Origin of the sequence: Bacillus sp. OTU2372, assembly GCF_038440275.1 — a bacterium.
GTDB lineage: Bacteria > Bacillota > Bacilli > Bacillales > Cytobacillaceae > Neobacillus > Neobacillus bataviensis_B.
In genome coordinates this window covers 51,801-78,799 of the sequence record NZ_JASATK010000018.1, presented here as the reverse complement: position 1 = coordinate 78,799, position 26,999 = coordinate 51,801, and the positions used below count along the sequence as shown (strand labels likewise).

At 38.9% G+C, this 26,999-nt stretch carries 31 protein-coding genes and 1 pseudogene; 7 read left to right on the top strand and 25 right to left on the bottom strand.

Annotated elements, in window-relative coordinates; genetic code table 11:
• Positions 1-4: 4 nt before the first annotated feature.
• The 3 genes and pseudogenes from AAHB15_RS22245 to AAHB15_RS22235 form a co-directional block, all read right to left on the bottom strand.
• Positions 5-2,332 (bottom strand): DNA internalization-related competence protein ComEC/Rec2, encoded by a 2,328-nt coding sequence (locus AAHB15_RS22245; RefSeq protein WP_342043363.1) that lies wholly within the window; start codon positions 2,330-2,332, stop codon positions 5-7.
• A gap of 103 nt (positions 2,333-2,435) precedes the next feature.
• Positions 2,436-2,879, bottom strand: a pseudogene (locus AAHB15_RS22240) (ComE operon protein 2); the annotation flags it as partial.
• 72 nt (positions 2,880-2,951) lie between these two features.
• A complete protein-coding gene (locus AAHB15_RS22235) occupies positions 2,952-3,599 on the bottom strand; it encodes a helix-hairpin-helix domain-containing protein (RefSeq protein ID WP_342043361.1) in 648 nt (215 codons plus the stop codon).
• 86 nt (positions 3,600-3,685) lie between these two features.
• On the opposite strand from AAHB15_RS22235, the gene comER reads away from it, so the two are divergent.
• A complete protein-coding gene (gene comER / locus AAHB15_RS22230; RefSeq protein ID WP_144563240.1) occupies positions 3,686-4,507 on the top strand; it encodes a late competence protein ComER in 822 nt (273 codons plus the stop codon).
• Positions 4,508-4,581: 74 nt separating this feature from the next.
• Here comER and AAHB15_RS22225 read toward each other — a convergent pair whose 3' ends face one another.
• Genes AAHB15_RS22225 through AAHB15_RS22190 form a run of 8 tightly spaced genes read right to left on the bottom strand, consistent with a single transcriptional unit; the run spans position 4,582 to position 9,627 of the window.
• Positions 4,582-5,328, bottom strand: a complete 747-nt coding sequence (locus AAHB15_RS22225) for a class I SAM-dependent DNA methyltransferase (protein WP_342043360.1) — start codon at positions 5,326-5,328, stop codon at positions 4,582-4,584.
• Positions 5,325-5,681, bottom strand: coding sequence for a ribosome silencing factor (gene rsfS, locus AAHB15_RS22220; protein ID WP_098529924.1), 357 nt, complete (start codon positions 5,679-5,681; stop codon positions 5,325-5,327). Before rsfS ends, AAHB15_RS22225 begins: the two co-directional genes overlap by 4 nt.
• Before the next feature lie 3 nt (positions 5,682-5,684).
• Positions 5,685-6,251: a bis(5'-nucleosyl)-tetraphosphatase (symmetrical) YqeK gene (gene yqeK, locus AAHB15_RS22215; protein WP_342043359.1), complete on the bottom strand. Its 567-nt coding sequence runs from the start codon at positions 6,249-6,251 to the stop codon at positions 5,685-5,687.
• Positions 6,220-6,810 carry a nicotinate-nucleotide adenylyltransferase gene (locus tag AAHB15_RS22210; protein WP_098529922.1) on the bottom strand — a complete coding sequence of 197 codons (591 nt, stop codon included), beginning with the start codon at positions 6,808-6,810 and terminating at the stop codon, positions 6,220-6,222. The genes yqeK and AAHB15_RS22210 overlap by 32 nt, the downstream gene beginning before the upstream one ends.
• 35 nt (positions 6,811-6,845) lie before the next feature.
• Positions 6,846-7,136: a ribosome assembly RNA-binding protein YhbY gene (yhbY, locus tag AAHB15_RS22205; protein ID WP_335574110.1), complete on the bottom strand. Its 291-nt coding sequence runs from the start codon at positions 7,134-7,136 to the stop codon at positions 6,846-6,848.
• Positions 7,136-7,969, bottom strand: a complete 834-nt coding sequence (gene aroE, locus AAHB15_RS22200) for a shikimate dehydrogenase (RefSeq protein WP_335574111.1) — start codon at positions 7,967-7,969, stop codon at positions 7,136-7,138. The genes yhbY and aroE overlap by 1 nt, the downstream gene beginning before the upstream one ends.
• A 32-nt stretch (positions 7,970-8,001) precedes the next feature.
• The gene (gene yqeH / locus AAHB15_RS22195) at positions 8,002-9,108 is read right to left on the bottom strand and encodes a ribosome biogenesis GTPase YqeH (protein ID WP_342043358.1); all 1,107 of its coding nucleotides are present in this window, start codon (positions 9,106-9,108) and stop codon (positions 8,002-8,004) included.
• 3 nt (positions 9,109-9,111) lie between these two features.
• Entirely contained in the window at positions 9,112-9,627 is a 516-nt protein-coding gene (locus tag AAHB15_RS22190; protein ID WP_144564082.1) for a YqeG family HAD IIIA-type phosphatase, read from the bottom strand.
• A 497-nt stretch (positions 9,628-10,124) separates the two neighbouring features.
• Between AAHB15_RS22190 and sda the strand changes: the two genes are divergently transcribed.
• Positions 10,125-10,265, top strand: coding sequence for a sporulation histidine kinase inhibitor Sda (gene sda / locus AAHB15_RS22185; protein ID WP_251563454.1), 141 nt, complete (start codon positions 10,125-10,127; stop codon positions 10,263-10,265).
• Positions 10,266-10,345: 80 nt separating this feature from the next.
• On the opposite strand, the gene AAHB15_RS22180 is transcribed toward sda, so the two are convergent.
• A complete protein-coding gene (locus AAHB15_RS22180; RefSeq protein ID WP_342043357.1) occupies positions 10,346-11,128 on the bottom strand; it encodes a phosphatidylserine decarboxylase in 783 nt (260 codons plus the stop codon).
• 129 nt (positions 11,129-11,257) lie between these two features.
• On the opposite strand from AAHB15_RS22180, the gene pssA reads away from it, so the two are divergent.
• Positions 11,258-11,797: a CDP-diacylglycerol--serine O-phosphatidyltransferase gene (pssA, locus tag AAHB15_RS22175; RefSeq protein ID WP_098529915.1), complete on the top strand. Its 540-nt coding sequence runs from the start codon at positions 11,258-11,260 to the stop codon at positions 11,795-11,797.
• Positions 11,798-11,970: 173 nt separating this feature from the next.
• Positions 11,971-12,684 carry an RNA polymerase sporulation sigma factor SigK gene (gene sigK / locus AAHB15_RS22170; RefSeq protein ID WP_144564091.1) on the top strand — a complete coding sequence of 238 codons (714 nt, stop codon included), beginning with the start codon at positions 11,971-11,973 and terminating at the stop codon, positions 12,682-12,684.
• Between the two features lie 74 nt (positions 12,685-12,758).
• Here the strand turns inward: sigK and AAHB15_RS22165 are convergent, their stop codons facing one another.
• Entirely contained in the window at positions 12,759-13,715 is a 957-nt protein-coding gene (locus AAHB15_RS22165; RefSeq protein ID WP_335574114.1) for a F510_1955 family glycosylhydrolase, read from the bottom strand.
• Between the two features lie 224 nt (positions 13,716-13,939).
• Between AAHB15_RS22165 and AAHB15_RS22160 the strand changes: the two genes are divergently transcribed.
• Both AAHB15_RS22160 and AAHB15_RS22155 read left to right on the top strand, forming a co-directional pair.
• Entirely contained in the window at positions 13,940-14,104 is a 165-nt protein-coding gene (locus tag AAHB15_RS22160) for a hypothetical protein (RefSeq protein WP_342043356.1), read from the top strand.
• A gap of 116 nt (positions 14,105-14,220) precedes the next feature.
• Complete coding sequence (locus AAHB15_RS22155; protein WP_342043355.1) at positions 14,221-16,020, top strand: M3 family oligoendopeptidase; 1,800 nt, start codon at positions 14,221-14,223, stop codon at positions 16,018-16,020.
• A gap of 475 nt (positions 16,021-16,495) precedes the next feature.
• Here the strand turns inward: AAHB15_RS22155 and AAHB15_RS22150 are convergent, their stop codons facing one another.
• The 6 genes from AAHB15_RS22150 to mtnN form a co-directional block, all read right to left on the bottom strand.
• The gene (locus AAHB15_RS22150; RefSeq protein ID WP_335574117.1) at positions 16,496-16,636 is read right to left on the bottom strand and encodes a YrzI family small protein; all 141 of its coding nucleotides are present in this window, start codon (positions 16,634-16,636) and stop codon (positions 16,496-16,498) included.
• Between the two features lie 22 nt (positions 16,637-16,658).
• Positions 16,659-16,799, bottom strand: a complete 141-nt coding sequence (locus AAHB15_RS22145; RefSeq protein WP_144564103.1) for a YrzI family small protein — start codon at positions 16,797-16,799, stop codon at positions 16,659-16,661.
• Between the two features lie 461 nt (positions 16,800-17,260).
• A complete protein-coding gene (locus AAHB15_RS22140; protein WP_335574118.1) occupies positions 17,261-17,515 on the bottom strand; it encodes a YrhC family protein in 255 nt (84 codons plus the stop codon).
• 142 nt (positions 17,516-17,657) lie between these two features.
• Positions 17,658-18,791 (bottom strand): bifunctional cystathionine gamma-lyase/homocysteine desulfhydrase, encoded by a 1,134-nt coding sequence (locus AAHB15_RS22135; RefSeq protein WP_335574119.1) that lies wholly within the window; start codon positions 18,789-18,791, stop codon positions 17,658-17,660.
• 1 nt (position 18,792) lies between these two features.
• The gene (locus AAHB15_RS22130; RefSeq protein ID WP_335574120.1) at positions 18,793-19,716 is read right to left on the bottom strand and encodes a PLP-dependent cysteine synthase family protein; all 924 of its coding nucleotides are present in this window, start codon (positions 19,714-19,716) and stop codon (positions 18,793-18,795) included.
• Positions 19,717-19,733: 17 nt separating this feature from the next.
• Entirely contained in the window at positions 19,734-20,429 is a 696-nt protein-coding gene (gene mtnN / locus AAHB15_RS22125) for a 5'-methylthioadenosine/S-adenosylhomocysteine nucleosidase (protein WP_335574121.1), read from the bottom strand.
• Between the two features lie 292 nt (positions 20,430-20,721).
• On the opposite strand from mtnN, the gene AAHB15_RS22120 reads away from it, so the two are divergent.
• Positions 20,722-20,925 carry a DUF2536 family protein gene (locus AAHB15_RS22120; RefSeq protein WP_098529905.1) on the top strand — a complete coding sequence of 68 codons (204 nt, stop codon included), beginning with the start codon at positions 20,722-20,724 and terminating at the stop codon, positions 20,923-20,925.
• A 33-nt stretch (positions 20,926-20,958) separates the two neighbouring features.
• Here the strand turns inward: AAHB15_RS22120 and AAHB15_RS22115 are convergent, their stop codons facing one another.
• From AAHB15_RS22115 to AAHB15_RS22090, 6 genes are all read right to left on the bottom strand, one after another.
• The gene (locus AAHB15_RS22115; RefSeq protein ID WP_342043354.1) at positions 20,959-21,564 is read right to left on the bottom strand and encodes a YrrS family protein; all 606 of its coding nucleotides are present in this window, start codon (positions 21,562-21,564) and stop codon (positions 20,959-20,961) included.
• A gap of 69 nt (positions 21,565-21,633) precedes the next feature.
• Complete coding sequence (locus AAHB15_RS22110) at positions 21,634-23,400, bottom strand: peptidoglycan D,D-transpeptidase FtsI family protein (protein WP_342043353.1); 1,767 nt, start codon at positions 23,398-23,400, stop codon at positions 21,634-21,636.
• 56 nt (positions 23,401-23,456) lie between these two features.
• Positions 23,457-23,933, bottom strand: a complete 477-nt coding sequence (greA, locus tag AAHB15_RS22105) for a transcription elongation factor GreA (protein WP_098529902.1) — start codon at positions 23,931-23,933, stop codon at positions 23,457-23,459.
• Positions 23,934-24,093: 160 nt separating this feature from the next.
• Positions 24,094-24,729 (bottom strand): uridine kinase, encoded by a 636-nt coding sequence (udk, locus tag AAHB15_RS22100; RefSeq protein ID WP_335574134.1) that lies wholly within the window; start codon positions 24,727-24,729, stop codon positions 24,094-24,096.
• Positions 24,726-26,000, bottom strand: coding sequence for a peptidase U32 family protein (locus AAHB15_RS22095; RefSeq protein ID WP_335574124.1), 1,275 nt, complete (start codon positions 25,998-26,000; stop codon positions 24,726-24,728). The genes udk and AAHB15_RS22095 overlap by 4 nt, the downstream gene beginning before the upstream one ends.
• A 66-nt stretch (positions 26,001-26,066) precedes the next feature.
• Complete coding sequence (locus tag AAHB15_RS22090; protein WP_335574125.1) at positions 26,067-26,996, bottom strand: peptidase U32 family protein; 930 nt, start codon at positions 26,994-26,996, stop codon at positions 26,067-26,069.
• Positions 26,997-26,999 lie beyond the last annotated feature (3 nt).

The window sequence follows — 26,999 nt, the reverse complement described above, 5'->3', positions numbered from 1 at the left end:
TAACTTATGGTAAATAGGTTGAAAAGGTTCCTTTTCCGCCATAAAAATAATAGGTGATTGCCCCCTGTAGATCGGTTCGATATATCTTAGTATGAACAGCTGCCAAACGGTTTAAGACTTCTTGATGAGGATGCCCAAACCGGTTATGTTCACCGACAGAAATAAGGGCTGCCTTTGGCTTGATTTGATTAATAAACGCCTCTGCGCTTGACGTTTTACTGCCATGATGACCGGCTTTTAAAACATCAATGGTTAATTTAGGATGCTGTGCTATAATTTTCTCTTCTCCTTCTTGATCAAGATCTCCTCCAAAAAACCAGCTGATACCTCCTATCGCTGCAACAAAAGCTATTGAGCCTCTATTTCGCTCGCCCGTAAAGTTTCTTTCTGGAGAAAGAATATAAAATGAATTCCCATTTTGATACCAATTATCTCCTGAAGATACTTTTATGACTGGTATCCCTTGTTTTGCTGCTTCCTTAGAAATAAGCACCTCTGTCTCCGACGGTTCAGTTACTGATGGCATTAATATTTTTTTGACCTCAAGTTCTGAAAGAATCGAACTAGCACCGCCAATATGATCCATATCGCCATGGGTTAGGATTAACTTATCAATTTTTGTAATCCCTTTCCCTTTTAAAAATGGAACAACCACATCCCGTCCAACCTCAAATGGTTTGGACCGCATTTTCCATTCTTCCTCTTTAAAGTTCAGCGAACCGCCTGTATCAATGAGATAGTTGCCTTGTCCATGTGGAAAATGAATCAATATACTATCCCCTTGTCCAACATCAATCATGGTCACTTCACCATAAGGATTCAACCAATTCCAACAGGGTTGGATGGATAAGAGTGTAACAACGAGAACCATTGAATGCGCTCTCTTGTTTAAATAAGGCCCCCTTTCCCATACGTAAAATAATGAAGCTATAAGGATAATGTAAATAAAAATAATGAAGTTGTGAGGTCTCCCAGGTGTATAACTGGTGTAAGGTATATTCCCAATAACCTCAAGTAGCTTATTGGATAACTCAATGATCTTTTCTAAGAGGATAATCAGTGTCCTTGGGGTGGTTCCAATCAGTAATTGAATAATAAATAATACATATACAGCAGGAAGATAAACAAATGAAAATAGAGGTATGTACAACAAGTTGGCAGCTATACTTATCAGGGAAAGTTCAAAATAATGGTAAAGCAAAAGCGGCATGGCAGACAGCTGTGCTGTCACAGAGGTGGCAACCATCTTTGCTCCATTCCCTCTATACCTTTTGAGGATTTCGGGGGCAGCTAAAATAATAGCAAAACTGACTAAAAAGGAAAGCTGAAAGCCAATATCAAAAATGATCATTGGTGAAACAAATAGATAAAGGATAAAGGCCAAACTTATGGCATCAATGGTTATAAGCCTTAGATGGTGCTTCCACTTTTCAGCGATTAAGATCAGAGAAATCATTAAGCAAGAGCGTATGACCGATGGGGAACTGCCTGTTAGAACAACGTAAACAGGTAAGAGGATCAAAAGAAAGTTTGTCATAAACTGTCTTGTTAGTCCGCATCTAATTCCGATAAAAAATATCATTCCTATGAACAAAGTTACATGGAGACCAGATATAGCCAGAAGATGGACGATGCCAGTACGTTGGTAGTCGCTTAATAATTCAGGGTCAAGGATATTTGTATCACCAAATATTAAAGCTGCTGACAACCCTGCAATTTCCTGAGGAAAATTACTTTTCAGATCACTAATGCCAGTAAAGCGAAGCTGTTTTATGAATACGGATGGAGATAATTTGGTAGGATTGCAATTTTGAAGCGGTCTTTGCTCAAGATCGATGACCCAAAAAATTCCGTTCGCAGCTAAATAGCTCCTATAGTCAAATCCATTCGGATTTTTAGCTATAGAGGGCTTCTTTAACGTCCCTTTAACCTGACAAAGGCAGCCATAAAGGCTTTGATTTTGCAGAACCTTTTTTTCTTTCTCTGATTTAATTTGATACCGGAGCAGAACTTGTTCTTTATATTCGCGTTCTATTCCTTGTACTTTTAATAAATCGCCATCAATAATCGGGTCTTGAGTATATTGTATGTAAAAAACAGTCTTAGCTGGCGAAAGCTTTGAATTGTTATGTGTATCTGCCCACTCTCCTTTAAGAAAAAAGACAAAACCTAAAAGGATGATCAATAAAATTTGGGCTTGTTTGAATTTCTTAAGTTTAGCTAACGCAAGTAGATATAAAAAAGCTAATATAATAAATGGGAAAATTTTCACAAGTGAACATAATACACCTAAAAATGCACCTAGGGCGACATAAATATATTTTCCGCTCATTATTTTATTCTCCATAATTGGTTTTTTGAAGATAGTGGCGATAACTGATTGCGAGGGTGAACGCCGGAAGTCATCCGGCGCTATTTAGAGGTTATTATTTGCCTAATTGAATTACTGTCTCTTTTAATTCGACCTTCTCAATTTTTACCTTTGCCTGTTCAAACAGCTCAATTGCATATGGGTGATTTTTATAATCCTCCGCATAATAGACAATTTTAATCCCCGACTGAATGATTGCCTTACAGCATTGAAGACAAGGAAAATGGGTCACATAAATTTCGGCATCAGCGGTCGGAACACCGAACTTTGCACACTGCAATAGGGCATTCATTTCAGCATGAATCGTTCTTACACAATGATGGTCTATCACATAACACCCTTTATCAATACAATGATCACCGCCAGCAATCGAACCGTTATAGCCTCCGGCAATAATTCGTTTATCTCTGACAATGGTTGCGCCAACGGTCAGTCTTGTACAGGTACTTCTTAATGCAAGCAGATGGCTTTGTGCCATAAAATATTGATCCCAAGAAATTCTCTCCACGTTTTCCACTCCCTGTATGACTTTTCTTTTAAGTTTACTGGTACAAGCCAATTTAGGTCAATGGAAGTTTTATTATACTGCGATTAAATCCTTTAGTTTTTCAAATGTCTTATCACCAATTCCGCTAATGTTTCTTAAGTCTTCAATCGCTTTAAACGGGCCGCTGGTATTTCGAAACTCGATAATCGCTGCTGCTTTTGCTGGACCTATCCCTGGAAGATTTTGCAGCTCCTGTTCATCCGCTTTATTAATATTAATTTTCCCATGTTTTTGTCCATCCGCGCTCGAAACAGTTCCACTTGCTCCAATTGAGGAAGGTAACCTACTTCCTTCTTCACCTTTTCCTGGAATGTAAATGACCATTTCATCTTCCACATGCTCAGCAAAATTAACTTGTGTTTGATCAGCCTGCTCCGTTAATCCACCGGCTCGTCCTATTACGTCAATTACCCTCTCACCTGTGTTAGATTGATAAACGCCTGGACGATTGACTTGTCCCTTTACGTCCACCATAATATTTTCAGGCTGGTTAGCCGCTGGTGTGGCTTTCTTTTCTGTTTCTGTCTCCACATCTTGTTTTAGGGCTTCGTTCTCTTGACTAATTGAATTTAATGTGGCAGAATCCGTAGGAACCTGAAGATAAAAATAATAAAAACCTCCGAAACCAAGCAACAGTGCTACAACAACATGAATCTTGTGTTCCATTAACCAATTCTTCAAGAATATCCATCCTTTCTAAAGGTATATTTCACATTTCATTTTCATAATGTTATAAAAGAATACGGGATGCGAAGGAGGGTCGAATTGTGAATATAGGTATTATTGGTACCGGTAATATGGGGCGAATCATAGTGGAGGCTTTGATTGACGGTAAGGCCGCTTTCCCTTCTTCCATGATGATCACGAATCGAACAAAATCAAAAGCCTTGCTGCTTAAAGATAAATATAAGGACATTTTGATTGGGGCAAACCCGGAAGAAGTAGCTGCACAATCCGATATAATCTTTATTTGTGTAAAGCCATTAGACATCCGTAATCTGCTTGAGCAAATTAATCCACATTTAACTCCTGATAAGTGTCTTGTTTCGATAACTAGTCCTGTCAGTACCAGCCAAATTGAAAAAAGGGTAAACTGTTCAACTGTCCGAGTAATACCTAGCATTACCAATCGAGCATTAGCTGGGGTTTCACTCGTTACGTATGGGGAAAATTGCAGCGAACATTGGAAAACAAAACTAGAAAAACTAATTTCAAAGATTTCTGTGCCGGTTCATATTGATGAAAAAATTACAAGGGTAGCCTCTGATATTGTAAGCTGTGGACCTGCTTTCTTTAGCTATCTGCTTCAGAATTTTATTCAGGCCGCTGTGAAAGAGACCGAGATTGATACGGAGACAGCGACTGTTTTTGCAAGTGAGATGATTGTAGGACTTGGAGAATTAATTAAGCAAGGACATTATACGTTACCGTCATTACAAGAAAAGGTGTGTGTAAAGGGCGGGATAACAGGTGAAGGGATTAAGGTGTTAGATGCCGAGCTTGGATCAGTATTTGAGCACGTATTCCAAGCAACCCATACGAAGTTTAAAGAGGATCTAGAAAAGGTTGAAATTCAATTCTCTAGATAATAATTCGACAACCATTTACAAATCCCTCTAATAAATGATAAAAAAGCCATCTTTTTTAAAAAAGATGGCTTTTTTTATTTTTTCTTTGCAGCAAAGAAAATTCGTTCAGATTGCTCTGTTGGGTCTTGATGTTCAAAATCGGCACTTATCTCAAGCAATTGAAAGCCCGCAGCATCTAACCAGTCAGAATATTGCTCAATAGGATAAGTACGCTGGAAATGCAGTTCATCGATTCGATCATATTTCCCTGTCCGCTCGTCTAAAACAAAAAAACTTAGTTCATGTTCAACGCTATTGGGATTATCTCCAGGGAAACTATTCCAAATATAAGAAATGTCATCCTCACTCAAGGCAAAGGTTTGATTAATGAATACTTCTGTGATTTTATAAACAGAATGTACATCAAAAATAAAGATCCCATTATCTTGTAAATGTTGGTGTACATTTGAAAAAGTCGATTTTACCTCTTCTTCCGTTTGCAAATAATTTATTGAGTCACAAAAGATACCGATTGCATCAAATTGTCCTTGTCCCTCCAAATTCGCCATGTTCTGTTGAAAAAAAGGTATTTTAACACCACTAGCCTGTGCCTTTTCCTGGGCCACCGAAAGCATATCTTCTGATAAATCAATTCCCGTAACCTCAAACCCTTGTTTAGCCAATCGGATTGAGAGCTCCCCTGTCCCACAGGCTAAATCCAGCAGGCGGGTTGCTTCAACGTCATATTTGGCAAGAATGTCCTTAACAAACGATACCCATTGGTCATATGGGGCATCTTTCATAAGCTCATCGTACAAGTAAGCAAATTGCTCATAACTCATGAATTTAACTCACTGAGGATATCAACATGCGGCGCATCGCCCCACAACCGTTCTAAATTGTAATAGCTTCGTTCATCACGGTGGAATACATGGGCTACAACATCTCCTAAATCAATTAGCACCCATGTTGCTTCATCAAAACCTTCGATTCTTTTTACATCATAACCGTTCTCTTGGGCCTTTTCCTTCATTTCTCGTGCAATCGCCTGTACCTGTTTGTCAGAATTACCATGACAAATAATAAAATAATCAGCAATTAACGAGATCCCTCTCATATCTAACGCCAAAATATCTTCAGCACGTTTATCGTCTGCTGCTTTTACCGCAATTTTTAGAAGTTCTTGATTATCCATTCATCAGTCCTCCAGTTTTTGGATTAAATCATTATAAGTATAAAATGTTTCCGGATAAATCGTTTGGTTCTTTTTCATTAAGAAGAGTATTGTATTTTGAATTGCTTTTATGAGTGCCTTTTCTAAATTCTCATTTGCGATTTCTCTTACTTCTTCTACTCCTGGAAAATGTCTCCCAGGTTCTATATAATCCGCTAAATAGATCACTTTTTCCAGCAATGTCATATTAGGTCTTCCAGAAGTATGGTAGCGGATGGCATCCAATACTTCATTATCACTGACCCCTGCCTCTTTTTCTACCAGGTATGCACCAACTGGAGCATGCCACAATTCAGTATTATATACAAGTAAATCCTGCGGCAGACCTTGTGACATGATAATTTCTTTCATTTCATCCTTTGGGCGAAACTTTGCATAATCATGAAAAATAGCTGCTATTTCTGCTTTCTTCACATCTGCTCCATATTTCTCTGCCAGGCTAATAGCTGTTTCCATTACCCCTAGCGTATGCTGGTATCGATTTTCCGTTAATTGGAGTTTAACTATGTCTAAAGCTTTTTGACGTTCCATATAAATGTTTCTCCTCAATATAATCAATAACTGGGTCGGGCAATAAATAACGAACCGATTTACCTTTTTTCACTCTATCCCTTATCATACTAGATGACACATCAATGGCAGGTACGTCAACATAAAGAACAGGGTAGTCTGTTTGATGGCTGTAAGATGGTCTTTCTACCCCAACAAATTGGACAAGATTAACGAGTATATCAATATCATGCCATTTCGGCAAGTATTCAATCATATCGGCACCAATTATAAAGAAAAATTGATGGTCAGAATACTCAGCGTTAAGTATTTTCATTGTATCGACTGTATAAGATGGCCCATTACGTTCGAGTTCGATTGGTTGAACCCTGAATGCCGAATTTCCCTCAATGGCCAGCTCCAGCATACGAAGGCGGTCCTCATCCTTAACAGACTCCGGTTTTTTCTTGTGTGGCGGTTCATGGTTTGGCATAAACCAAATTTTATCGAGCTTAAGGGCCGAAAGAACTTCATTGGCAATCAAAAGATGTCCATAATGGGGCGGATCAAACGTGCCGCCCAATATTCCAACTTTCTTCATGCATTCGCCATCCTTTACTTTTAAAGGTCACTTTTTTAGGGAAGAATGATTGTTTTCTTTTCTGTAGATTCTTTATACAAGACAATCGTGTTTCCAATAATTTGAACGATCTCTGCTCCAGTACCGTTTGCCAGCTGCTCTGCTACCTCTGTTCTATCTTCCTCACAATTCTGCAGAACACTTACTTTAAAAAGTTCTCTGGCTTCAAGCGCATTGGCAATTTGTTTAATCATATTCTCATTTACCCCGCCCTTCCCTACTTGAAAGATCGGATCTAAATGATGTGCCTTTGACCGTAAAAATCTTTTTTGTTTACCTGTTAGCATTATTTTCCTCCTAGTTGTCCCAACACATTTTCTTTCATTCTTTGTATATCTGGAAATATCCCTGTCCATTTTTCAAAGGCTAGAGCCCCTTGATAAACAAACATGTCAATTCCGTTTTGAACCGTTGCCCCTATGCTCTTTGCTTCACGCAAAATCCTTGTTTCAAGCGGGTTATAGATGATTTCACAAACAACGGAATCTTCTCTTAGATATTCAAGAGTTATGGGCTGCTCCGTGATATTTGGCTCCATACCAATCATGGTCGTTTGAATAATCAAGTCATATTCACCTAATTCACTGCTGGCATCCTTTAAGGTTAGAGCCCTTGAGGAAATGGAGTATGGACACTCTTCAATGAGTTGAACAGCTTTTTCAAGTGTGCGATTAGCAATGTCAATCTGCATCGGTTTTTCTTTCGCTAAAGTAAAATAGATAGCTCTAGCTGCACCACCTGCTCCAATTACCAATATCTTTTGACCTTCAATCTTGTTTAAATAGTCATCTAACCCTTTTAAAAACCCCAGACCATCGGTATTGTAGCCTATCAATTTGCCATCTTTATTGACAACTGTATTAACAGCACCAATACTGGCTGCTAACTCATCCACTTCATCAAGAAATGGGATAATGCTGCTTTTGTGAGGAACGGTGACATTAAATCCACCTGCTCCCAGTGCTCTTAATCCATTTACCGCATCTCTTAATTCATCTTCCTGTACTAGAAAAGGAAGATATTCTGCATCGATATTATAAAGAGAAAACAAATCATTATGCATAACCGGTGACATCGAATGGCCAATCGGGTTCCCCAATACTCCAAATAACTTTTTCATCTATTTCCCCCACCCTATTAAAACTTTCTATACTAAATCAATGATCTTCGCATTAAAGTTTGTACACCCTTTGGCACATAGGCAGCCACTTTTGCCCCAGGCTCATTTATGGTAATCCAGCCAAGACCTGAAAAAACGATATCTGTTTTCGATTCCTTGACAGTAAATTCTTGTCTGACTAGCTCAGGAAAAAATTCTAAATCTTCTGGTCCTGGTGGTGTCAGCAATTCCCCTAAATGCTTTTCATAAAGATCGTCAGCATTTTCTATTTTCGTCCGATGGATATTCAATTCATTGGATACATAACAAACAAAGGATCTTCTGCCGCCGCTTATATAATCAAAACGTGCCAAGCCCCCAAAAAACAAGGTTTGGCCTTCATTTAATTGAAAAACTTTTGGCTTTATTTCCTTCTTAGGAGTGATAATTTTCAAATCTTTTTTGTTAATAAAATGCGCCATTTGATGGTGATTGATAATTCCGGGTGAATCAATTAAAAATTTTTCATCATCTAACGGGATTTGGATAATATCTAATGTTGTACCAGGAAAATGAGAGGTGGTGATAACGTCCTCTTCACCCGTTACCTCTTTAATAATTCGATTGATAAATGTTGATTTTCCAACATTCGTACAACCGACCACATAAACATCTTTTCCATTTCGCAAAACATCAATGGCTGCGGCCGTATCTCCTATATTTAGTCCTTTAGCAGCACTTACTAAAAATACTTCTTCCGGTCTGAGCCCTAGTTCTTTTGATTCATGCTTCATCCACTGAACTAACTTGGCATGCTTCACAGATTTTGGCAGTAAATCGACTTTATTTCCCACAAGGACTACCTTATTGTTACCAACGAATCGGTGCAAGCCCGGAAGCCAGCTCCCGTTAAAATCAAAGATATCTACAATCATGACAATGAGGGCGTCAGACTTGCCAATCTCATTTAAAATCTTTAAAAAATCATCATCCGTTAAATTTACGTCTTGAACTTCGTTATAGTGTTTTAACCGAAAACATCTTTGACAAATAATGGTCTCTTTCTCCAAAGCAGAAGAAGGAGCATAACCAATTTCGTTTGGGTTTTCCGTTTGGACCCTTATACCACAGCCCATACAAATATATTGTTGATCACTCACAGATTAATCCTCCCATTGAAGCATCCCTTTTTTACGGAACCAATTTAAAATTCTTCGTTCCGCAAACCGATTGAATTTTGTCCAAAAACCATCAGACGAGGCAACAGGCACAACCAAAATCGTATGAAATCCGCTCCGATTTCCCCCAAGGACATCGGTTAATAATTGGTCGCCAATGACAACTGCCTCTTCCTTTTTTATTCCCATTTGTTGTATCGCCCTGTAAAACGCCGGTCCCATAGGTTTCCGTGCTCTATAAATAAACGGTATTTTGAGAGGGTCTGAAAAAAACTTTACTCTTTCTTCATTATTATTAGAAACAATGGTTACCAGGATATTATGTTTTTTAATTTCATCAAACCATTTGATTAATTGTGGAGTGGCACTGGGACGGTCCCATTCTACAAGGGTATTATCCAAATCGGTAATAATCCCCTTAATCCCTCTTGCTTTTAATTCTTCAGGTGAAATATCAAGAATGCTTTTCACATGTTCATTTGGTAAAAATTGTTTTAACACTAAGCGTACACCTCATTAGTTCTAAATAAAATGTTGGATGAACAACCACCATTTTCTTTTCTTGTACCATCATAACCAATTTCCCCCCTCGTTTCAAAAGAAAAGTGAAAGGGCTCAAAATTACTGATCAAAATTACTTTATTTCTTATTATCCTTCAAATATCGACAATCATGAGATTCAAATACGATTACTTTCCGTTAAATTTAAAGGAATTACTGATCTCACAAAAATAAAAATAAATATTTTTCGACAAAACCCATTATTTCGCTGCTCTGTGGATAACCTTATTAACATTATACCCATTGAAACCTTTACATTTTGTTACTTTATAAACAAATTAATCACAAGTTATCCACGTGAATCTGTGGATAAAGAGAACGATTGTTCTAAAGGAATAAATTTGGTAGATTTAGGTTACAGCTATTGAACTTACCAATTTATGTTTTGTTTTTATAAAATAGAACCATTTTATTTTAAATCGGAGGTGGATTCTGACATGCGGAAACTGTCAGATGAATTATTAATCGAATCATATTTTAAAGCAAGAGAATTAAACTTAAGCCCAGAATTTATTGGTCTCATTGAGTCTGAGATTCACCGACGTTCTTTATACAATAAAATCAAAAAGTCTTCTTAATCTTAACTTTCTGCCCTTTGAGGGCTTTTCTTTTTATATAGAGTAAAAATAACAACGGCGCTAAAAAGCGCCGTTTTGCACTACTTTACAAGTATTCCTAGTCTTTCCCCTACTTTAAGCTCTTGTGGAGTATGAAGTGTTTTGTCCATTTGAAAGATCCCTTTTTCAAATAACAGGACAACTGTCGACCCAAAACTAAAGTAAGCCATTTCCCCGCCTTTTTCTAGTTCACTGCCCTTATGAGTCGTCTCAATTGAATTTACGAACATTGCTCCAACCTTAACAATGGCTGCATATCCATAATTTGTTTTCACTTCAGTAATGACGCGATAGTTTTTTGAAAGAGTCCCATGACCGTATTTCAATCCCCATTTATTAACCGGGAAGGATTTCGAACCAAGTTCCCATTGTTTGGTAACAGTTCCATTGACAGGACTATGGATTCGATGGTAATGGCTTGGACTTAAATATAAAATCATATATGTACCATTTAGATATTTGGACAAAATATCATGATTCCCCAGCATCTCACCAATAGAATAGGTTTTCCCTTTTACCATGATGTCACTTGTTTCTTTGATTTTTCCAACGTCTTCCAAAACGGCATCAACAGGACTGACTACAGTGTCCGTTTGGGGATCAATCTTTCTTGCTTCTTTTTTTAGCGTTCTAACAAATAAATCGTGCAATGTTGGATAATCAGACAGCCCTTTTTCCATTTCCTCGAGATTTATTTGATAAATCCTTGCAAACGACGGGACAACAAACCGACTAACTCGTGAACGAGCGAACTTTTTTAAAACCCCTGATGTCCACCTTCCATTGGTCAATTCTATTAACAGACGATATAAACCCTGTAACATGATAATACCCCCAAATAGTGTAAAAATACTCTTTACGCAATGACATAAAACCCTTAGAATTAAATAATATAGAATAACCTAAAAAAGTATAATTCCCTTCTGTTTTAAAAAAAAGGAGTGGTGTGGAGAATGTTTTTATTAGATGTATTGGATCACACAATAAAAAAACTGAAATCCCAAACAGCAAATGTTATTACGATAACAAACCTTTCACTCGGTGGATTTGCAATTGTCCTTGGCTTGCATGGAAATTTACGCTTAAGCTTATTACTCATTTTTATTGCAGCTCTAGCCGATCGGTTTGATGGTATGATTGCCCGAAAGTTTAATATCGAATCAGAATTAGGGAAACAATTGGATTCCATGAGTGATATTATATCATTTGGAGTCGCACCAGCACTATTACTATACCAAGGAATTTTATTTGAATTTGGCGGACCAGGTTCATTTTTTACGGTTTTTTACATTAGCTGTGGTGCCTTTCGATTAGCACGGTTTAACATCACAGAGAGTAATGGCTATTTTACAGGATTACCGATTACAGCAGCAGGCTGCCTTGCAACCTTAAGTTATCTGGCAATCCCTTACCTCCCCTCTCAAACGTTTTTATTTATTATGATTATTTTATCATTTCTTATGGTAAGCTCCTTTAAACTGAAAAAAGTATAAGAAAATATCGCCTTAATCTAAATCCAAACAAATCTGACCTTTTCTAGTGGTTCGCTAGATAGGTCATTTTTATTTTTTGTAAATAAAATTATCAGGACAGACACAATTTCTTGTTTTCTTCATAGGAATTAATAAAAGGGCTAGAGTCCAAAAAAGCACGGGGGTGGATGTAGATGACTGGAATCTTAACAGCTCTCGGATATTTAATGAAGGAATTCTTATTTCTTGTTTCTTATGTAAAAAATAATGCCTTTCCTCAACCCCTCTCTGCAGCAGAAGAAAGAAAGTACTTACGGTTAATGGCAGAAGGGGATGCGCACGCACGTAATATGTTAATCGAACACAATTTACGCCTTGTCGCCCATATCGTAAAAAAATTCGAAAACACCGGCGAGGATTCAGAAGATTTAATTTCCATTGGAACGATAGGATTAATAAAAGCAATTGAGAGCTATTCAGAAGGGAAAGGCACAAAACTCGCCACTTATGCAGCAAGATGTATTGAAAATGAGATTCTAATGCACCTTAGAGCACTCAAAAAAACAAAAAAGGATGTTTCTCTGCATGACCCGATCGGTCAGGATAAGGAGGGCAATGAAATTTCATTAATTGACGTACTAAAATCAGAATCTGAAGATGTAGTGGATACCATTCAACTTAACATGGAGCTTGAAAAGATAAAAAAGTATATTGAAGTGCTAGATGACAGGGAAAAGGAAGTGATTATCGGCCGATTCGGTCTGGATTTACAAAAAGAAAAAACGCAGCGGGAAATTGCGAAAGAACTAGGGATATCAAGAAGCTATGTATCAAGGATTGAAAAACGAGCGCTGATGAAAATGTTCCATGAGTTTTACCGTGCTGAAAAAGATCGGAAGAAAAGATAAAGTTTCTATCATGATGAATAGAATATGACATTGCCAAAAGAGCAGGAGTTCTCCTCCTGCCCTTTTGTTTAAGTTTACTTATTTTTACCGTCGTTCAACAAATTGTTCCATGTTTTCCCGCCATCAGTGGATTCATATAAATCATTTTTGTATGTAGTAAAGGCCAGCTGGTTAGTATTCTTTGGATTAACAGCCACATAGGTAATCGGGTTATCATAATCAAGAAACGGTATAATCAGATCAGCCTGTTCACCAGTGGAAGGGGCAATTGTTTTTAATAAAATTTTCTCATTTTCAACACTAGAAAAAAGAATTGAATCCCCGCTGAAGGTTAATGCCGTCACCATGATTGGTCCTGTTATCCGTTTCATGGTATTCCCGTTATCGTTTGAAAAATAGATACCAGATCTTGTTGACATCGCCATTGTATTTCCGTTAGTCGGATGAACTGCCATCATCCCCATTGAATCTGCACTAAAATTTTTAAGTGCACTTTTCTTCCAAGTGTCCCCGTTATCAGTAGAATAGTTCACACCCAAACTTACCTCATCACTTTGCGCTTCCCCAATGACATAAAGTCCATTTCCGGAGTAACTAGCTGCAGTAAAATGAAAGTTAGCTTTATCATAAAAAGCCAGCTTCTGAATGGTTTCTCCCTTATTAACACTTTTTATTAGACCGAGCGGATCCTTATAGCCCGAGCCTTTTTGCGGGTGGCCGCTGGCGATAAATCCTGTCTCAACAGCTTGAAAACCAATATAGTCATGTTGGTTTGCCGTTGTTTTGTACCACTTTTTATCTTTATAAAGTTTTAGTCCATTATTTCCGGCAATATATAGGGCAGTATCGTTGCCCGGGTAGCCAATCCCGCGGATATTTTTCAAGCTTATGGAACCGGCATCCACGATTTGAAAAGCAGCTTTATTTTTCGAACTTGTTTCTTCTTTCACCTGACTCTTATTGGAGCATCCTGATGTAACCAGCACGACTCCTAAAAGAAAAGCAAAAAACGTTTTAGTCGTAAGCTTCATTTTTTCCTCCTATAATATTAAAATATGAGATATTTGGTTAGGAATCCTTATCCATCCACTTATACCCCACTCCTCATACGATTGTCAAATAATCTTCCACTGGAAAACCGCTTTCCGTAATTTATCTCTAAATTTTATTTGTATTTAGTGGGACATACACGTTTGCCTATACCGTTAATAGTAGTCCTCATACCTTAATATAAAAGGGCAAAGGGGTGATTCAGATGCCATTTGGTTATTCATATCCCTACGGTTACCCAGCCCCATATCCTTCCTGCCCTGTACCTTATAGCTACGGTGGCGGTGGGATATGGATTGCAGTCATCATCATCTTATTCGTTCTATTATTAATCTTTGGTGGCTGGTGGTGGTATACACAGTTCTGTTGAGAGTATATTTTCAGGCTTGTGCTCACTGCATAAGCTATTTTTATATAGTGCAAAGTAAGAGAATTTTTTGATAAATGGATTATAATGAAGAAGTACATATTTGAGGAGGTACCAACATGAAAGTCAATACATATTCAGAAATATGGAATCTTGATGTATTTTTCCCTAAAGGAAGTGATTCCGATGAATTACAAAAGTTCATCGTTCAAACGGAAGAAAGTATTAAAGGGTTTGAAGCAAAGGTAAACAATTGGACACCCCTTAATTCAGTGGAGGATAGCCAATTCCTGCAGGAACTCTTACGTGATTTAGAAGAGGCCGCAAAGAAGTTAACTCATGCTGGAGCGTTTATTGGCTGCTTATTGGCGCAAAACACAAAAGATAAAAAGGCCTACTCTCTTGATGCAAAAATAACAAGTTTGGGAGCCGTATTTCAAACAGCAATAGGTTCACTAGACCATCACTTCACCACAATTGATGACTCAGTCTGGGGGCAGTTAGTTGCCACAGAACCGTTGAAAGAATTTAGCTTTGTTTTAACGGAGAGCCGAGAAAAGGCTAAAGAGAAACTTTCAAAAGAAGAAGAAGCCTTAATCAGCACCCTTGAGGTTGACGGCTATCATAGCTGGGGCCAACTCTATGATTTAATAGTTAGTAAAATAAAAGTTCCCTTTAGTGAAAACGATGAGGAACAACAGCTTTCCGTCGGACAAGCTTTTAACAAATTCTCAAACCCCGACCGTGAGATTCGTGCTGCTATTTTTAAAAATTGGGAACAAGCCTGGGGAAACCAAGCCGACATTCTCGCCAAAACACTTAATCATCTGGCAGGATTCCGTTTAAGTGTTTACCAGAAGCGTGGCTGGGGAGATGTCTTACAAGAGCCGCTCAGCATTAACCGGATGGAAAAAGTAACATTGGAAACGATGTGGTCAGTTATTTCGCAGCATAAACAAAAGCTTGTTGATTATTTGGAGCGCAAGGCTAAACTCCTCGGACTTAAGAAGTTAAGCTGGTTTGATTTAGATGCTCCATACGGAAAAACGGAAACAAAGGTACCTTACCAAGAAGGGGCCCACTTTATTGAACAGAACTTTGCCCTTTTTGGAGAAAAGCTCGCGGCCTTTACGAAAAATGCTTTTGAGGAACGATGGATTGAAGCAGAGGACCGTCCAGGGAAAGCACCGGGAGGGTTTTGTACATATCTTCCAGAGAACGAACAATCGCGGATTTTTATGACCTACTCCGGTACGCCATCCAATGTTTCTACACTCGCCCATGAGCTTGGGCACGCGTTTCATTCCTATGCAATGAGAGAAGTCCCATTTCTCAATTGCAACTATGCCATGAATGTGGCAGAAACAGCCTCAACCTTTGCCGAAATGATTGTGGCAGATGCAGCTGTTAAAAATGCTAAGGACGAAGAAGAAAATCTTGTTCTATTGGATGATAAAATCCAGCGGACGGTTGCCCTTCTTATGAATATCCATGCTCGCTTCTTGTTTGAAACGAGTTTTTATGAGGAAAGGAAAGTTGGGACTGTCACTGCAGATCGAATTAGTGAATTGATGTTGGCAGCACAGAAAGAGGCTTACTGTGATGCTTTAGAAGAATATCATCCACTTTTTTGGGCTTCGAAGCTCCATTTTTTTATCACGGATGTACCTTTTTATAACTTCCCTTATACATTTGGCTACCTTTTCTCGTTGGGCATTTATGCACAGGCCCTTGAAGAGGGGAAAGGATATGAGGAAAAATATATGGCTCTGTTAAGAGACACTGCCTCCATGAAGGTAGAGGATTTAGCCCAAAAACATTTACAAGTGGATTTAACCCAAAAAGACTTTTGGGAAAAAGCCGTGGGTACTTGTCTTGCTGATATCGATGAATTCCTCGAATTAACGGAAAAGAAATAATCGAGATAAAAAAATGAGCATCGGCTTTATTTAGCCAATGCTCATTTTTTTTATATTATTCTACACTAATCTCAGCTGAAATTACGCATCCAATTGCTCCTGTAATAATGAGACCCATCACAACCATAAACATGTTCTCCACCCCTTAGAGATCTGTTATTTTCTAATTTGAATTTATCATATTTTCACAGTACCAATCTCAGGGAATAATGAACATTTTGTTAACAATGATATGAGGTTTACTAGCATGGCTAATATATGACTCATTACGAATTAGTGTTTTTGTTTGTTTTCTTCAATTTAAATATTAATGATAAAAATATAGTGTGCAGTGGCATCGTGATTTTACCTCCTATTTTTTCTTCCTCGACTAGGTGGTATCCTTCATACCCCATAAGCTTGCTCCCCGTCCTTGCATTAGAAAAAACATCATATCAAAAACCACCTTTCTTTGTATAATTTTTAATTGTTACTTCTAAATGTTTCGATACATAGAAATTTGTCTGTCTTTGAATTGTTCATAAAGCTTTTCAACCTTTTCTTGATGGACAGCTTCTTCGGTGCTGATTTTTCGTTTACGGATTGTAATCGTTAAAAACAGGATATTTAGAGTCATTTTTGTTTCACTTCCTTATTGTTCACATATAGCGGTGCATGGATATTTGACGATCTTTGTGTTCTTCATAAAGTTTTTCAATCATTTCCTGGTTAGCTGCTTCCTCCAAACTTACATATCGTTTTTTGATGGTAATCGAGAAAAATAGAATATTCAGGGTCATGTACAACCACCTCCTTAAATGCCTGCAGTTTTACAATATGCACCACATATCCAAATGGCTCGTAAAAAGGGCACAAAAAGGCCGCAGAAAGAGATTCCCTGCAGCCAGAGCCTAATTTTAGGCACAAAAATACCGCAAGGCGTCATTCTCCCTGCGGCATGGATATGTATTATCACTTTACGCAAATGATACGCTAAGCGATCCATTCCAATCTGGTCGAATGAGTGTTATTTAGATATACAGTTGTCATACTTGTTCCCGCTGTTACGGCGTTTGAGTAAACGGATCTATTTAACATCATTTTCTTCGACCTCCTTTGGAATATTTCACTTTATATGGTAATTATATCCACGCTAACTAACTTTGTAAACCATTTTTTTCAAGTTTTTAATAAATAAGGAAATTGCCCTCTTAAAATACGTAAAAAGGCGCCCCGACAAAAAAATCGGAGCGCCTGGCGGTTAATTATTTAAATCTTCGTTATCATCCATTTCTAATAGCTTTAGTTGACATTGCTTGTACTGGATAAAAAACAAGATCGACAAAGCAATAAAGGATGTGGAAGAAAGGACCATCAAATTTTGTGCTAGTTCAGTTTTTCCTTCAACCGGAATAATAACACCTAAATAAAAAAAGATTCCAACAGCCAATAAGACAGTTCCGAAACGTTTAAAATCGACCATTTTCTCATACAACACCTTGGTTTGCTGCTTCACTACTTATCACCTGTCTTTCTTAAAATCTACTAACCTACTTTACCACAGATATAGTAGCTAAACAGTATGTAAATATTAGAAAAGGTGACAGGCACCATGTGAAAATTTCACATGGTGCCTGTCACCTTTTGCTGTATTATCATTATTTTAATGCTTGTGTTAGGTCTTCGATTAGGTCTTCGACGTCTTCGATGCCTACAGAGATTCGGACTAAACCTTCTGTGATGCCTAGCTCTGCTCTTCGTTCAGCTGGGATTGAAGCATGTGTCATACGTGCTGGCACGGAAATTAGGCTCTCGACGGCTCCAAGGCTTTCTGCCAGGGTAAAGTATTTAATTCTGCTAAGGATTAGATCTGCATTTGCACCACTGCCAACATCAAAGGAAACCATGCCGCCAAACCCTCTTGCCTGTTTTTTAGCAATCTCATGATTAGGATGGGTTTCAAGGCCTGGGTAGAATACTTTGTTGACCTTAGGATGGGTTTGTAGAAATGCGACGATCTCCTTCGTATTCGCTTCCGTTTCCTCCATACGAATTCCTAAAGTTTTAATCCCACGAATTAATAGCCATGAATCCTGCGGCCCTAAAACACCGCCAGTGGAGTTTTGAACGAAATGGAGGTCTTCAGCAAGCTTGCTGCTGTTTACCACCGCTAACCCAGCCACCACATCACTGTGGCCGCCAATATATTTTGTCGCACTGTGAAGGACAATATCTGCGCCGAGCTCAAGCGGATTTTGCCAATAAGGAGTGGAAAACGTATTGTCAACGATTGTTAACAAATTATGCTCCTTTGCCAGCTTTGCTGCTGCTTCAATATCGGTAATCTTTAAGAGTGGGTTGGTCGGTGTTTCGATGTAAATTCCTTTAGTATTTGGACGAATTTCACGTTGAATATTTTCCAAATTGCTAGTATCGACAAAGGTTGAGTCAATACCAACGCGCTTTAATACCTTCGTCAATACACGGAACGTCCCACCGTAGACATCGTCTGTGATGACGACATGATCCCCACTGTTAAACAGCATGAATACAGCCGTAATCGCCGCCATTCCAGAGCCAAAAGCAAAACCTGCTGTACCGCCTTCAATTTCCTTTATAAGCTCCTCTAACGCGTGTCTGGTAGGATTTCCGGTCCGGGAATATTCAAAGCCCTTGTGCCCTCCAACCCCCTCCTGTTTATACGTACTTACCTGATAAATTGGGAAAGAAACAGCACCAGTTGCAGGATCTTCACTGATACCGCCATGAATTAACCTTGTTTTCGGTTTCAAGCTATATGCCTCCTTCAAAAATCTTCTTACTTAAATAACGTTCACTGCCGTCCGGAAAAATAACCACGATATTAGTCCCTGCTTTTGCAGCCCTTGCCTCCTCCAAGGCAGCATAGAAGGCTGCACCTGAAGAACTCCCACAAAGCAGTCCCTCCTGCATAGCTAACTCCTTCACCAGACGAAAGGAATTAACATCTGAAACGGTATGAATCGCATCAAAATATGCGGAATCCATATAGCCTGGTAAAAATTCCATCCCAATTCCTTCTGTTTTGTGAGGTCCGGACTCTCCGCCATTCAATATAGATCCTTCTGGTTCCACTATAACAGTCTTAACTGCTTGGTTCTGATCTTTTAAATACCGGGCGGTCCCCATAAAGGTTCCGCCAGTACCTGCCCCGGCAACAAAAATATGGACGTTCCCATCCATTTGTTCCCAAATTTCGGGCCCAAGTGTTTTATAATATGTTTCAGGGTTAGCCGGATTCCCAAATTGCCGCGGACAATAGGAACCCGGGATTTCTTCTAAAAGCTCGTCAGCTTTAGCTATTGCTCCCTTCATCCCCTGTTCTGTTGGAGTATGAACGACCTTAGCCCCCAGTGCTTTCATTAATTCCTGTTTTTCGATACTAAATTTCTCTGGTACACACAGAATGACCTGTACTCCTTTATTAATCGCGGCTAGCGCCAGACCAATTCCGGTATTTCCAGCAGTGGGTTCAATGACGGTACCGCCTGGCCTTAGTCTCCCGCTCGAAAACGCCTCTTCTAAAAGTTTAATACCAAGCCGGTCCTTGACACTTCCCCCTGGGTTCATGAATTCAAGCTTTGCAAAAATACGAACGTCTTCAGGCAAAGAAAATTGTGTAATTTCAACCATAGGTGTATGCCCAATTAATTCATGGACGTTTTTGTAAAACTGCATTGCTCCACCCCTAAATACTATTTTAATGCAGCTACCATTTTCATAACCAAAGTAGCAGAATTAGTTGCTGCTTTGTCGATAAACTGATCAAATGAGATTTCAGACTCTTTTCCGGCAATGTCGGAAAGTGAACGAATAATGACAAACGGAACTCCGAAACGGTGGGCCACTTGCGCAATCGCTGCAGCTTCCATTTCCACCGCCTGAAGGTCCATAAATTTCGACCGAACAAACTCAACCCGTGCCGGGTCTTCCATAAAGGAGTCACCTGTTACGATTAGTCCCTTAACAATTTGAAACTTATCAAGTTCTTTTGCCGCAGATTCAGCCACAGAAATTAATTTGTCATCCGCTAAAAAAGCAGCAGGAAGCTGAGGTACCTGGCCATATTCATATCCAAAGGCAGTTACATCGACATCATGATGACGGACTTCTGTTGAAATAACGGCGTCCCCAACGTTTAAAGAAGGATTAAAGCCTCCTGCTGAACCGGTATTGATGATGCAATCGGGCTTATATTTTTCAAGCAGGATGGTCGTCGACATCGCCGCATTTACTTTCCCAATACCCGAACGCAGTAAGATGACCTCTGAATCATGCATGTTACCAAATGTAAATTCGCAGCCCGCAACCGTCTCTTGTGTTTGATCCTTAATATTATCTCGTAGTAAGGTTACTTCTTCTTCCATTGCTCCAATTATTGCGATCTTCATATGTTTACCTCTTTCTTCTTTCTGTAGCCTGCCATTAACCCGGACAAATAAATATATCACTCCATCAAAAATGGGATTGCATTATTGTATTCAGTTATGTATTGTCAGGTTAGTGTAAGCAATTAGTTTTTAATATTTACGAATGTACGATTATAATCTTCCTCGTATTCCTACATCGTATCCGCAAACCCTATTCTATCACCATTTAAAAACAACCTGCTAGATTAATGATAAAACAATTGTATACAAGCATTAAATTAACTAAAATCAACATATGGAAAGGGGGAGCCAAATGAATTTTCAACTCGACTTTATTGAGGATAAGGTAGAATTTTTTGAGGCGGATAATTTAAAGACATTGCAGAAAAAGATTGAGTCACAGATTGATGAGAATCGTGCCATTATGTTATCCGTCCACTCTGTTTCACATCAAATGCATGTGAACGAAAACGGTCAGACCTATTTTACAGCGGTTGTGCATTTTAAAAAGAAATAGGATGGTGCTATTAGATGCACCATCCTATTATCATTATTGTGGTTCAACCTTTGTAGGGACATAGCCTTGGCCATCGACCCATTTTATATAAACCTTATATTTCTGTGACTTATCTTTAGAAGCAACGGTCCCAACGGCTCCATTGCTAGTAGACTTATCACTGCCAAGCCAATATACGGTCATATTGCTTTGATCAAGACCTGTTGCATTGGAAATGGCATTTAACATCGCCTGCCAATCTTCACCCTCAAATGTCATTTTATGCTCACTAGTTTGTGTCGTAGAAGAACTTCCATCATCAGTAACAACAGCCTGTGTATCATCCGGCTGTTCCGGAGCTGTTGTTTCTTCACTATCCTGTTCGTCTGCCGTTTTATCCTCTGATGAACTGTCATCACTTGATACAGTGTCGTCCTTTGTCTTCTTATCGGTTGTTTTTTCTTTATCTGTAGTTTTTGTTTGTTCCGTTTTTGTACTTTCCGTCTTTGACGACGAAGCATTGTCATCTCCTGATGAAAATATATTATATGCAACGAAGATAATTAATAGCAGGACAACAACAATCAAAGTATTCAAAACCACATTTGTTTTTTTTCGTTTCGCTCGATAACCCGACCGAGAATTGGAATTATTGCTCAAGATTTTTCCCTCCTAAAAATAAGGCTCTTAATATTCTAACATGATTTAAAGAGAACTTGAAGGGAAAACCTACTTACTACTTTTTTCATAATCTGTTTCATAGAGCATCTTCACCATATCTGCAAATAACAAATTCACACCGCCCCCGGAATCTAACACATCCAAATTCACAGCGACAAGTGCATATTTTGGATTTTTATAAGGAAAATATCCGGCAAACCATTTATTATGAAGCTGCTTACCTGCCAAATATTTTCCTGTTTCAGCTGTCCCTGATTTTCCGGCAACTTCATATGGTAAATCTTTAAACCACCTGCCTGTGCCATTAGGATTAGTTACAACCTCGCGCAGTAATTTTTGCAGTTTCATACTGGTGTACGGGGAAATGGAATCCCCTTCAAGGCTTCGGACAGGAAAATCCACCAATGTGGTCCCATTTTTATATTCAATTTTGGACACTGTCCTAACCATCTCTTTTCTCCCCCCTCTTGCAATAGTTGCCATCATATTCGCAACTGCTAAAGGGGTTGCGCGGACTTCATGCTGGCCGATTCCGGACATCGCTGCGATGTTGGCATCCTTCCTTTCCTCATCCGAAACAAATACACGGCCAGACTCCTCTTCTGTAAGCTGTTTGAAATCACTGGTATGATAGACATCTCCCTGCCAGCCCACTGTGGTGGTTAATGAAAGTTTGTCTGCATATTCCTCTAATAGGTGCGGGTCCTTTTTTTGTAATTCCTTAGCAAGCTCCCCAAACGTACGGTTACAGCTTCTTGCAAAACTATTCGTGAAATTAAGCATACCATAATTATATTTTAGTTCAGGTTTCCCGTTTATTTTCATACTGCAATTAAATTGACGCAAAGGGTTATCAAGATCATTATCAATTGCCGCCGCTGCGACAACGGTCTTGAATACAGAACCCATAATCTGCTGTTTTAACATTTTATTGGTGATTCCTGCACCGCTGTAGGGATCCTTTTTATTAATAGCAGGCCGGGATACCATTGCAAGGACAGTGTTATCTTCAATATTAAGCAGGACAAGACCGCCCTTTTTAATTTGGTACTTGTCCACTAAGTCTTCGGCCTTTTGCTGGATACCTTTATCAAGGGTAGTACGAACATTAACAGGATAAAAAGGATTGGCTGGGTCGACATACTTAACATTGATGCCAAATAAAGGACCGCCGGAGCCATCTACATGATAAACTAGTTTAGATTTCCCTTCAGGAAGCAGAAATTCATCAAAGCTTTCTTCAAGCCCTGATACACCAAGCAAGGTTTTCTCTGATAATTCTTTATTAGGATAACGTTTTTTCACTTCCTCTGGGTTTTCACCCGTCAGACCAATCAATTGTTCTGCAGGTATATGGGATCGTTCAAACTTTTTTTCAATCGCAAAAACACCAGGTATATTTAATTGATTAATTCGTTCCATTTGTGATGAAGTTAGCTCCAATGGTTGTGGGTCACCATAAGCAAACGGCTTTTTCGCCCCTGCAACAGCCATTTTTAGTACGTTCTCTGAGATTCCGGTAATTTCAGAAACTTTTTTCGCATCCCAGTCGATTTTTTTTAAAAAAGGAAACAGGACTAGGACAGAAACTTTATTATGGGTAAGCATATCTCCATTCCGATCAAGAAAATTCCCCCTGCCATTATCAATCACTAACTCTTGTGTTCTTTGCTTGACACTTTCCTCAAGTAAATTGACGTTATGCTTTGAAAACGTCTCTGTTTCAATTAATTGAATTTCCATAAGCCGGACTAAAAGAAATGCCAAACCTGTAATACATACAATAAGCCAACCAAGTGCCCGTCTTTTCCACATAAAAACACCTCGTCAAAAGTTTTGACGAGGTTAGAGGTTTTCAAACAATTGTTTAATTATTTAATGGAAACAATCCGTACGCTCATTTCTCCGCCTGGAGTTTGAACTGTTACTTGGTCGCCCACTTTTTTCCCTAAAAGACTTTTAGCAATAGGTGAGTCATTTGAAATTTTTCCTTCAAACGGGTCAGCCTCAGCACTACCTACGATGGAATAAGTTTCTTCTTCACCGTCTGGAAGCTCAATAAACGTAACAGAGCTGCCTAACGAAACAGAGTCTGCTGCCATTTCACTTTCAGCAATAATCTTGGCATTACGAATCATATTTTCTAGGGTAGTAATTCGTCCCTCTACAAATGCCTGCTCTTCCTTCGCAGAATCATACTCGGAGTTTTCAGATAAATCGCCGAAGCTTCTGGCAATTTTAATCCTCTCTACCACTTCTTTACGCTTAACTGATTTTAAGTATTCAAGTTCTTGGACAAGTTTTTCTTTTCCTGCTTGTGTCATTGGAAATACTTTCTCTGTAGCCAATACCCTCACTCCTTCTAGTCTTCACAATCCCCCATAAGAATTGTGTATGTAATATTATTATGTAGGTATAATACCATACGGTAAATACATAGTAGCGCGTCCTTTTAAAAAAGGGCGCGCACTATAACTATTTATTTACGTCTATTCTTTTGCTATTGTGTCATAAAAATGACTTTTGTTCAAGAATTGTTTGAATTTTTGTGACCATTAAATCAATCGCCACATGATTTTGCCCGCCTTCAGGGATAATGATATCTGCATATCGTTTAGTCGGCTCTATAAACTGGTTATGCATCGGCCGGACAACGTTTAAATATTGGGCGATTACCGAATCAAACGTTCGCCCTCGTTCGCTGATGTCTCGCTCTAGCCTGCGGATAATCCTTAGATCGGCATCTGTATCAACGTATAATTTAATATCCATTAGATTCCGTAGACGCTCATCCTCAAGGACTAAAATTCCTTCTAAGATAATTACTTCTTTAGGATCAACAGGAATCACCTGATCAGAGCGTGTATGGATGGAATAATCATAAACAGGTTTATCGATTGCTTCATAGCGTAAAAGCTTCTCAATATGTTCAATCAGAAGGTCATTGTCAAAGGCAAGCGGATGATCATAATTCGTTTTTAATCGTTCCTCAAATGGAACATTGTGCTGGTCTTTATAATAATAATCCTGCTGTAGGACTAAGATAGAGAGATCTTTCAAACTTTCATAGATGGCATTTGTTACACTAGTTTTTCCGGAGCCTGAGCCGCCGGTTACACCAATAACAACCGGTTTGCGCATTATGCGTTCTCCTTTCGCATCATGTTGTTAGGGTATACCGGTTTGTCCAATTTAAATTGTACAATCTGAAGTGGATGTCTCGCAGCATCCAATTCATTTCCTTTTTCATCCCAAATTTTATCCACTACATGTGTAAAATTTTCGATTTCAGGTCCAAAGAATTCCACTTCATCCCCGGGTTTAAAATGGTTACGCTGCTGCAAGGTTACGATTTGTGTTTCTTCGTTATAATCCAATACAAGACCAACAAATTCAAACTTTGTCTTCTTGCTATGATTACCAAACATTTGCTCTTTATACCCTGGAATTCCTTCAAAAAAGGCTGGAGCCGTTTCTCTGTTTGCACATTTGTCTAACTCTTCTAACCATTCTCTCTGAATAACAAAATGATCTGGATTTGCACAGTAGGCATCAATGACTTTACGATAGACACTAACGACAGTAGCGATATAATGAATCGATTTCATCCGTCCTTCAATTTTCAAGCTGTCGATTCCAAGCTCAATCATGTTCGGAATAGCTTGGATTAAATTAAGGTCTTTAGGACTCATCGCAAATGGTGCGTCCTCTCCGCCAAACAGCGCAGTTTCTTGATCCTCGCCTTCGAGTTTATAGAGATCATAATCCCAGCGACAAGATTGACAACAGCCTCCTCGATTTGAATCCCTTGCTGTCATGTGATTACTCAATGTACAACGGCCGGAATAGGCAATACACATCGCCCCATGGATAAAGGTTTCAATTTCAACATCAACCTTTTCCTTCATTTCTCTAATTTCATCCGCCCCAACCTCACGGGCTAAAACGACTCGTTCTGCTCCTGCTTCTTTCCAAAATTGGGCTGCCTTCCAATTGGAAAGTGATTGCTGGGTACTAATATGGATCTCAATTTCTGGAGCCAGGCGGCGGCATGTTTCGATGATGAGCGGATCCGCTACAATAATTCCTGCGATCCCGGTTTCCTTCAAGCCCAAAATATACTCTTCTAACCCGTCAATATTTTCATTGTGAGCAAAAATGTTCGTTGTTACATAAATTTTTGCACCGTATTTCTTTGCAAATTCTACTCCTTCTTTCATCTCTTCGAAGGTAAAGTTATCGGCATTCGAACGAAGGCCATATTCCTGGCCGCCGATAAAGACGGCATCCGCACCATAATGTACAGCAATTTTTAATTTCTCAAGATTGCCTGCTGGAGCAAGGAGTTCCGGCTTCTTTACAATGACACGTTTTCCATCAATGATTTCAGAAATTTTGTCTTTAACTGTATTCACGATTGAACCCCTCCCATAAATATTTCAATGTTTTTGAGTCGGCACTAAACAGTCGCCTCCACTTTTCTAATAAACCGTTTCTTTGAAAAAGAATCCTGTGTCTAATGAACGATTGGCTGGCTGAATTTCTTCGATTGCTTCTAACAACTCGTCCTTTTTATCATCGTACGCATCTGGATTTTCAGCACATAAGTCGATGGCTTCACGGTAGGCTTTAGTAACAGCTAAAATATATTCTGGGCTTTTTAAAATCCCATCAATTTTAAACGAGTCGACACCGGCCTCCATCATTTCTTGGAGCTCATCAATGATACAAATATCATTTGGGCTCATAATATGGGTTCCATTTTCATCTTCAAAAATTGGATATTTATTACCGCGTTCTTTATCATGCAAAAACATATTTTCTTCCATCTTGCGGTTTTCAACTTCCATAACCTTGCCTTGATATTCATAATAGTTTCCAAGCAGGGAACGTTTAGATTGGAACATGCAGCTCATACCATGAACCTGTACTTCAATTTCCACTTCCGCATTCTCTATTATCTCAACAATGGCATCCATGTTAATCTCACGAGCTAGAACCGAACGTTTCGCACCCTTTGAGCCCCAATAATTACAGGTAAACCAGTTAGTCCCGGTTGTCTCTGTATTCCAATGCAGCTTCATCTCAGGAGCCACTTCTTTTGCCGTCATTAAAACTGCTGGGTCACCGAAAATAATCGCATCTGCCTTTGCTTCATTTGCAAATTGAATATAGTCACCAAGCTCGGCAATTTTTTCATTATGAAAAATTGCATTCATTGCCACATAGACTTTTTTTCCCTTACTATGTGCTAATTCAATCGCCTTGCGGACATTTTCGCGGTTGAATTCACCTGCAAGCCGAAGACCATAGCGCTGTTCCCCCACTACAAACGCATCCGCACCTGCTTCTGCTAATGGCAAAATATCATCAACAGTTAAAGGAGTAACAAGTAATTCTGGTTTTTTCATTCC

Excerpts from the sequence above, each read along its gene's own strand:
- AAHB15_RS22245 (WP_342043363.1), bottom strand. The coding sequence starts at position 2,332 with ATGAGCGGAAAATATATTTATGTCGCCCTAGGTGCATTTTTAGGTGTA.
- AAHB15_RS22225 (WP_342043360.1), bottom strand. The coding sequence starts at position 5,328 with ATGAGTTATGAGCAATTTGCTTACTTGTACGATGAGCTTATGAAAGAT.
- rsfS (WP_098529924.1), bottom strand. The coding sequence starts at position 5,681 with ATGGATAATCAAGAACTTCTAAAAATTGCGGTAAAAGCAGCAGACGAT.
- yqeK (WP_342043359.1), bottom strand. The coding sequence starts at position 6,251 with ATGGAACGTCAAAAAGCTTTAGACATAGTTAAACTCCAATTAACGGAA.
- AAHB15_RS22210 (WP_098529922.1), bottom strand. The coding sequence starts at position 6,810 with ATGAAGAAAGTTGGAATATTGGGCGGCACGTTTGATCCGCCCCATTAT.
- yhbY (WP_335574110.1), bottom strand. The coding sequence starts at position 7,136 with ATGCTAACAGGTAAACAAAAAAGATTTTTACGGTCAAAGGCACATCAT.
- aroE (WP_335574111.1), bottom strand. The coding sequence starts at position 7,969 with ATGAAAAAGTTATTTGGAGTATTGGGGAACCCGATTGGCCATTCGATG.
- sda (WP_251563454.1), top strand. The coding sequence starts at position 10,125 with ATGCGGAAACTGTCAGATGAATTATTAATCGAATCATATTTTAAAGCA.
- AAHB15_RS22180 (WP_342043357.1), bottom strand. The coding sequence starts at position 11,128 with ATGTTACAGGGTTTATATCGTCTGTTAATAGAATTGACCAATGGAAGG.
- pssA (WP_098529915.1), top strand. The coding sequence starts at position 11,258 with ATGTTTTTATTAGATGTATTGGATCACACAATAAAAAAACTGAAATCC.
- sigK (WP_144564091.1), top strand. The coding sequence starts at position 11,971 with ATGACTGGAATCTTAACAGCTCTCGGATATTTAATGAAGGAATTCTTA.
- AAHB15_RS22165 (WP_335574114.1), bottom strand. The coding sequence starts at position 13,715 with ATGAAGCTTACGACTAAAACGTTTTTTGCTTTTCTTTTAGGAGTCGTG.
- AAHB15_RS22160 (WP_342043356.1), top strand. The coding sequence starts at position 13,940 with ATGCCATTTGGTTATTCATATCCCTACGGTTACCCAGCCCCATATCCT.
- AAHB15_RS22155 (WP_342043355.1), top strand. The coding sequence starts at position 14,221 with ATGAAAGTCAATACATATTCAGAAATATGGAATCTTGATGTATTTTTC.
- AAHB15_RS22150 (WP_335574117.1), bottom strand. The coding sequence starts at position 16,636 with ATGACTCTAAATATCCTGTTTTTAACGATTACAATCCGTAAACGAAAA.
- AAHB15_RS22145 (WP_144564103.1), bottom strand. The coding sequence starts at position 16,799 with ATGACCCTGAATATTCTATTTTTCTCGATTACCATCAAAAAACGATAT.
- AAHB15_RS22130 (WP_335574120.1), bottom strand. The coding sequence starts at position 19,716 with ATGCAGTTTTACAAAAACGTCCATGAATTAATTGGGCATACACCTATG.
- mtnN (WP_335574121.1), bottom strand. The coding sequence starts at position 20,429 with ATGAAGATCGCAATAATTGGAGCAATGGAAGAAGAAGTAACCTTACTA.
- AAHB15_RS22120 (WP_098529905.1), top strand. The coding sequence starts at position 20,722 with ATGAATTTTCAACTCGACTTTATTGAGGATAAGGTAGAATTTTTTGAG.
- AAHB15_RS22110 (WP_342043353.1), bottom strand. The coding sequence starts at position 23,400 with ATGTGGAAAAGACGGGCACTTGGTTGGCTTATTGTATGTATTACAGGT.
- AAHB15_RS22090 (WP_335574125.1), bottom strand. The coding sequence starts at position 26,996 with ATGAAAAAACCAGAATTACTTGTTACTCCTTTAACTGTTGATGATATT.